The 5,778-nt window shown below is 53.9% G+C and carries 7 protein-coding genes; all 7 read right to left on the minus strand.

All coding sequences use genetic code 11. The features are described 5' to 3' along the window. Positions 1 to 20 precede the first annotated feature (20 nt). The 7 genes from ychF to LPA02S_RS10435 all read right to left on the minus strand — a co-directional run bounded on the left by ychF (position 21) and on the right by LPA02S_RS10435 (position 5,652). Positions 21 to 1,121 carry a redox-regulated ATPase YchF gene (gene ychF / locus LPA02S_RS10405; protein ID WP_054650874.1) on the minus strand — a complete coding sequence of 367 codons (1,101 nt, stop codon included), beginning with the start codon at positions 1,119 to 1,121 and terminating at the stop codon, positions 21 to 23. Between the two features lie 61 nt (positions 1,122 to 1,182). Next, the gene (locus LPA02S_RS10410) at positions 1,183 to 1,380 is read right to left on the minus strand and encodes a DUF951 domain-containing protein (RefSeq protein ID WP_056956301.1); all 198 of its coding nucleotides are present in this window, start codon (positions 1,378 to 1,380) and stop codon (positions 1,183 to 1,185) included. Positions 1,381 to 1,397: 17 nt separating this feature from the next. Beyond that, positions 1,398 to 2,276 carry a ParB/RepB/Spo0J family partition protein gene (locus LPA02S_RS10415; protein ID WP_054650872.1) on the minus strand — a complete coding sequence of 293 codons (879 nt, stop codon included), beginning with the start codon at positions 2,274 to 2,276 and terminating at the stop codon, positions 1,398 to 1,400. After that, positions 2,266 to 3,033 (minus strand): ParA family protein, encoded by a 768-nt coding sequence (locus tag LPA02S_RS10420; protein WP_054650870.1) that lies wholly within the window; start codon positions 3,031 to 3,033, stop codon positions 2,266 to 2,268. Before LPA02S_RS10420 ends, LPA02S_RS10415 begins: the two co-directional genes overlap by 11 nt. Positions 3,034 to 3,084: 51 nt before the next feature. Beyond that, entirely contained in the window at positions 3,085 to 4,011 is a 927-nt protein-coding gene (gene noc, locus LPA02S_RS10425) for a nucleoid occlusion protein (protein WP_056956302.1), read from the minus strand. Between the two features lie 2 nt (positions 4,012 to 4,013). Next, entirely contained in the window at positions 4,014 to 4,745 is a 732-nt protein-coding gene (rsmG, locus tag LPA02S_RS10430; protein ID WP_054650868.1) for a 16S rRNA (guanine(527)-N(7))-methyltransferase RsmG, read from the minus strand. Between the two features lie 229 nt (positions 4,746 to 4,974). Next, complete coding sequence (locus tag LPA02S_RS10435) at positions 4,975 to 5,652, minus strand: type 1 glutamine amidotransferase (protein WP_054650866.1); 678 nt, start codon at positions 5,650 to 5,652, stop codon at positions 4,975 to 4,977. Positions 5,653 to 5,778: the final 126 nt, after the last annotated feature.

Consider the following 5,778-nt stretch of genomic DNA (forward strand, 5'->3'; position numbering starts at 1 on the left):
ACCCGCGGGGCTCCGCTCTCTTACACATTAAACCTAAACTCAATAATATCTCCGTCCTGAACCTGGTACTCCTTACCTTCTTGCCGCAACCGGCCCGCCTCGCGTACCGCCGCCACACTACCATACTTATCCAGGTCCTCAAACGACATCGTCTCCGCCTTAATGAAGCCACGCTCAAAGTCCGAGTGAATAATCCCCGCAACCTGCGGCGCCTTCATCCCCCGACGGAACGTCCACGCACGCGTCTCCTTACCACCAGCCGTGAAGAACGTTGCCAACCCCAACAGGTGGTAACTCGCCTTAATCAGCTTGTCCAAACCGGACTCATCCACGCCTTCCGAGGCCAAGAAATCCGCCTTGTCGTCATCATCCAGCTCACTAATCTCTTCCTCGGCCTCGGCTGCCAGCGCGATCACCTCCGCGCCTTCCTTAGCCGCCTGTTCCTTGATGGCCACCATGTACGGGCTCTCGTCCGGATTGGCCATGAAGTCTTCGGCAATGTTAGCCACGTACAGCACCGGCTTGCTCGTCAACAAGAACAGCCCCTTAACAATCTTCAGCTCTTCCTTGTCAAAGTCGATGCTCCGAACCGGGTCGCCGTTTTCCAGCACTGGCTTGATCTTCTTCAACACGGCAAACTCTGCTTCCGCTTCCTTGTCGTGTGCCCGCGCCGTCTTCTCCACTTTGGCGTAACGCTTCGTTACGCTGTCCAAATCGGCAATCGCCAGCTCCATGTTGATCGTAGCCATATCGTCGAGCGGGTCAATTTTGCCGTTCACGTGGGTGATGTTATCGTCGTCAAACGCCCGCACCACGTGGACAATCGCGTCCACCTGGCGAATGTTCTCCAAGAACTTGTTTCCCAAACCTTCACCCTTGCTGGCACCCTTCACGATACCCGCGATATCGGTGAACTCAAAGGTGGTGTGGATAAGCTTCTTGGCTGGGATGAGCTCGTCAATGCGGGCCAGACGACTATCTGGCACCTCGACCATCCCCACGTTTGGGTCAATTGTCGCAAACGGGTAGTTGGCCATTTCGGCCCCCGCCTTCGTAATTGCGTTAAACAGGGTCGATTTGCCGACGTTCGGCAACCCGACGATTCCGGCTGTAAGTGACATTTGCAATATTCCTACTTTCTCTTGGTAATCTTGGCTGTACTAGTAACAAACCCCACAACGCCTAAGCGTCCTGATCATGCTCCGCGTGCTGCAGGATTTTCTTCATCCGCTTTTCAAAGTCGCGGCGGCTCATCATCACGATGTGCCCACATCCCTGGCATTTAACCTTGATGTCCGCACCCATACGGATGATTTCCCAGCTGTTAGCTCCACAAGCATGCGGCTTTTTCATTTCCACGATATCGTGTAAATCGTACATGCGGTACCTCCTACTCCTTAATCGAGGTTTACATCTAGTAATGCTAACACACGGTTAAGGTCTGCTTCACTCTCAAAGTCAATTTCAATCTTGCCAGTACCCTTTTTGGTCTGCTCAATGTTAACCTTGGTGCCAAACCGGTCGCCCAACTGGTTCTCGCTCGCACGCACGTATGGTGACTTAGCGGACTTCCGTGACCCCTTAGTTGGCTCCTGACCATTCGCGTTGGCCCGCGCAATCAACTTTTCCAGCTGACGGACCGTCAAGCCCTCACTGACAGTCTTCCGCGCCATCGGGACAATCTGCGACTTGCGTTTCAAACTCAGCAGGCTCCGGGCCTGGGCCATGGACAAATCACCCGCATCCACCAACCGCTTAACGGATTCTGGCAGGGATAGCAGCCGCAAATAGTTCGCGATGTACGGCCGACTCTTGCCGAGACGCTTGCTGACTTCGGCCTGGGTAATGTTCAATTTCTTAATCAAAGTGTCGTAGGCCCGCGCTTCTTCGATTGGCGACAGGTCCTCACGCTGCAGGTTCTCCAGGACCGCCACTTCCATCATGGCTTCGTCATCAAAGGTGCGGACGATGGCCGGAATGGTAGCCTTACCAGCCATCTTGGACGCCCGGTACCGCCGCTCGCCCGCGATGATTTCGTACCCGTTCACGCTCTCGCGCACGATAATGGGTTGGAAGACCCCTGATTCCTTGATGGAATTGGCCAAGTCGTTGAGGGCGTCCTCGTTAAACGTACGCCGGGGCTGGTACGGATTGGGCCGAATTTGATCTAGTTGTACTTCGGATACGCTATCTGTTTGCGGTTCCTGATCCTCGAAATTGCTGAAAATTGCATCAATTCCGCGACCAAGCCCCTTTTTGTTCTTGTTATTCGCCATGAGCTGCCAGCACCTCCCGCACTAAATCTTCGTAAACTTCCGCCGCCCGCGATTTGGGGTCAAAGTCGACGATGGGTTGACCGTAACTCGGTGCCTCCGCCAAACGCGTCAAGCGCGGAATAACGGTATGGTACACCTTATCACCAAAGTGGGAACGTACCTCCGTGATGACCTGGTTACCCAGCTTGGTCCGGGCATCAAACATGGTCAGCAACACCCCTTCAATCGCCAAATCGGGATTAAAGTGTTTTTGCACCAACTTAACGGTGTTGAGCAACTGACTCAAACCTTCTAGGGCGTAATACTCACTTTGCACCGGAATCAGGATAGTGTCGGCCGCGGTAAACGCGTTGATGGCTAGCTGACCCAAAGACGGGGGGCAATCAACCAGAATGTAATCATAATCCGCACGAATTGGTTGTAACCCTAACTTTAGGCGCATTTCCCGTGCCATCTGCGAGGTGAGCTCAATTTCGGCGCCCGCTAATTGGATCGTTGCGGGTACAATATCAAGCCCTTCGTGGTCCGTGTGTAGGATTGCGGAGGTAATGGGTTCTTCATCCACCAAGACATCATAAATATCTTTTTCGACGCGGGGCTTATCAATACCCACGCCGCTAGTTGCGTTACCCTGGGCGTCCGCATCCACTATCAAAACGTGCTTGCCGGCATTTGCCAGGCACGCCCCCAGGTTGACGGTTGTCGTGGTTTTACCCACACCGCCCTTTTGGTTTGCCACCGCAATTACGTGTGCCATGTTAACCTCCAATTCAAACTGTCTCTTGTCGTTACCAGTATCAGCCGCTGGTTAGTCCTTGGCCGCTTTAGTTGCCTTGGGCTGGGCCTTGGCCGCCTTCTTAGTGACCTCGGCCTGCTGCTGATCCGGAATCTCGATGATGATGCGGTGCACCCCATCGGCATCCTCTTCGCGCATGGATGCATCCATACCCGCTTGCTGGACCATCTTGAGCGACTTCTTAATGGTGTTAACAGCAACCCGGGTGTCCGCGTTCAAAGCGGTGCGGCGCCGCGGTTTCTTGGCCGGCGTCTTCGCCTGAGGTTGGTCGCCCTGTTCTTCGGCGGGCTCGTCCGCCTCTGCTGGGGCCAAAATGGACTGAACCAAAGCCTCGGTTTCCTTGACGTTCAAACGATCAGCCGCAATCTGGTTAAGCACATCCTGCTGTTGGTGGTCATCCAGCTTTAACATTGCCCGGCCCTGCCGCTCGGTGATGGAACCATTCATGATGGCCGCCTGGACGGGCTGACTTAGTTTCAGCAGCCGTAGCTTATTCGCGACGAACGATTGGCTTTTGCCCACCCGGCGGGCAATGCCCTCTTGGGTAATGGCGTTTTGGCTCATCAAATCGGAGTACGCTTGTGCCTCCTCAATGGGTGACAAGTCCGCACGTTGCAAGTTTTCAATCAAAGCCATCGCGGCGGATTCATCATCAGCCATCGTAGTCACAATGGCAGGAATCTCCGTCCAGGCCAATTGTGTGGTCACCGCCCGAAAGCGGCGTTCACCCGCAATAATCTCGTAGCGGCCCGGATCGTACTCGCGGACAACGATTGGTTGCAGTAACCCATGCTGTTTAATGGTCAAAGCTAATTCGTTCAGTGCCTCTTCCTGGAACACTTTGCGTGGTTGGAAGCGGTTCGGAACGATTGCGTCTGTAGGAAGCTTTTTGACGGTCTCATCGTCAGACTTCTTACGGTTAAAAAAGTTGAATGCCATGGTTATTGCCCCCCAATTGGTTGTTTTGCTGGTGTCCCGGGTTTACGGGGATACTTCTTGGGCGTCCTGACAACCTTGTCGATGACCACCAGGTGACGTGGTGCCTCCTCGACGGGTAGCGTCAATTCGCGATCGTCAACCACATGACCCCCAAGAATTTTGATGGCCTTGTCTGCTTGCGCCACCTCGTTGGCTCCCTGCATGCCCTTCATGGCGATGAACTGGCCTCCAAGTTGGACCAGCGGCAGGCACAACTCTGCCAACACATCCAGTGCGGCGACCGCCCGCGCAGTGACCAGCGCGAACGACTCGCGGTCTGGTGACTGCTTACGGCCGAATTCCTCAGCGCGCGCGTGCACTAGGTGTACCCCTTTGAGGTGCAGTCGCTGGCAAAGTCGGTCAAGAAAATCGATGCGTTTCTGGAGTGAATCAACGATGGTCACTTCCAGGTTGGGATTCAGTATCTTCATTGGCAGTGACGGGAAACCAGCGCCCGCACCCACGTCACAAACCGTCAGCGTGGCCGTTCGCAACTGCGGAAAGGCCAGCAGCGGGGTGACCGAGTCGTAGAAGTGCTTTAGGTACACGTCCCCCTCGTCAGTGATGGCGGTTAAGTTCATTTTCTGATTTTCCGCCACCAAGTATGTATAGTACTCCGCAAACTGTGCCCGTTGTGCGTCGCTCAGCTCAACGCCGGACTGCGCCAGTGCGGCGGCAAATTCTTCTGGGTTCATCGCGTCTCCTCATCTCAAAAAATATCATCATAACCCGATACAACGCAGTTTTTGCGCTGATAATTGTGGAACACTATCGCGTTTCACGTCACGTTCAATTTTAGCCCACCCACGCCGCTTTAACAACCCATAGGCGGCGACGTTTGGATGGTTTCACGCGTAACAAAAAGGGTTCGCAGCCATTGCCTGAGCTTGCGCCCCGCAACAACTACGAACCATTATTACTACCTTAAGCCGGAACTGCAACGTTGAGCCGTTGCTCGTGCCGTGCTTCAATCATGTCAGCGAACGCCTTAGCAACGTTCAGGTTCCGCAGCAACGGACCGTGTGAGTAACTGCCAAAGGTGTTCTTGTACCGCACACCCTCGACACCTTCCTCAGGATTGTTACCGAAACCTTCGACCATCTTACCGAACGGACGTAGCTTGTCCGTATCGTCAAAGTAGGTGCAACCACTGTGGTTTTCAAATGCCGTCACGGTGCCAAAGTCAGTTTCGTACTTGGTATCGCCAATCATCCGGGATTCAGGACGGAAAACCGTGTGGAATGGCAGAATGCCTAGACAATCAATCGTGGTCCCGTCGACCATTTCGTACTTGGTGCCCAAAAATTGGTAGCCACCACAGATACCCAGCATCGGGTGCCCCGCCTCAATGTAATCAGTTAACGTACCTTTGAGTCGGCCAATGTCCTTAGCAACAACGGTCTGCTCGTAGTCCTGTCCGCCGCCAAAGAAAACAAAGTCGTACTGATCGGCATCAAACGGCCGGTCAAGACTAACGTTGTCGACTTGCACCGCGTGGCCGCGTTCTTCCAGCAGGTAACGGAGAATCTTTACGTCGCCGCTATCGCCATAAGTGTTCATTAAATCTTCGTACAGGTAAGCGATTCGAATCGGTTCAGCCATTTTGATTCACCTCAGTTTTTTGATGGAGTAATTATAACACATATTAGTACGGATAATACCGGGTTGGGTAGTGGCCAACGGCAGCGTTGGTCAGGTTGGTGAGCTTCGGCTTTCGTGGGGTACTCC

Source organism: Lacticaseibacillus pantheris DSM 15945 = JCM 12539 = NBRC 106106 (assembly GCF_001591865.1).
In the GTDB taxonomy this organism is placed as follows: domain Bacteria; phylum Bacillota; class Bacilli; order Lactobacillales; family Lactobacillaceae; genus Lacticaseibacillus; species Lacticaseibacillus pantheris.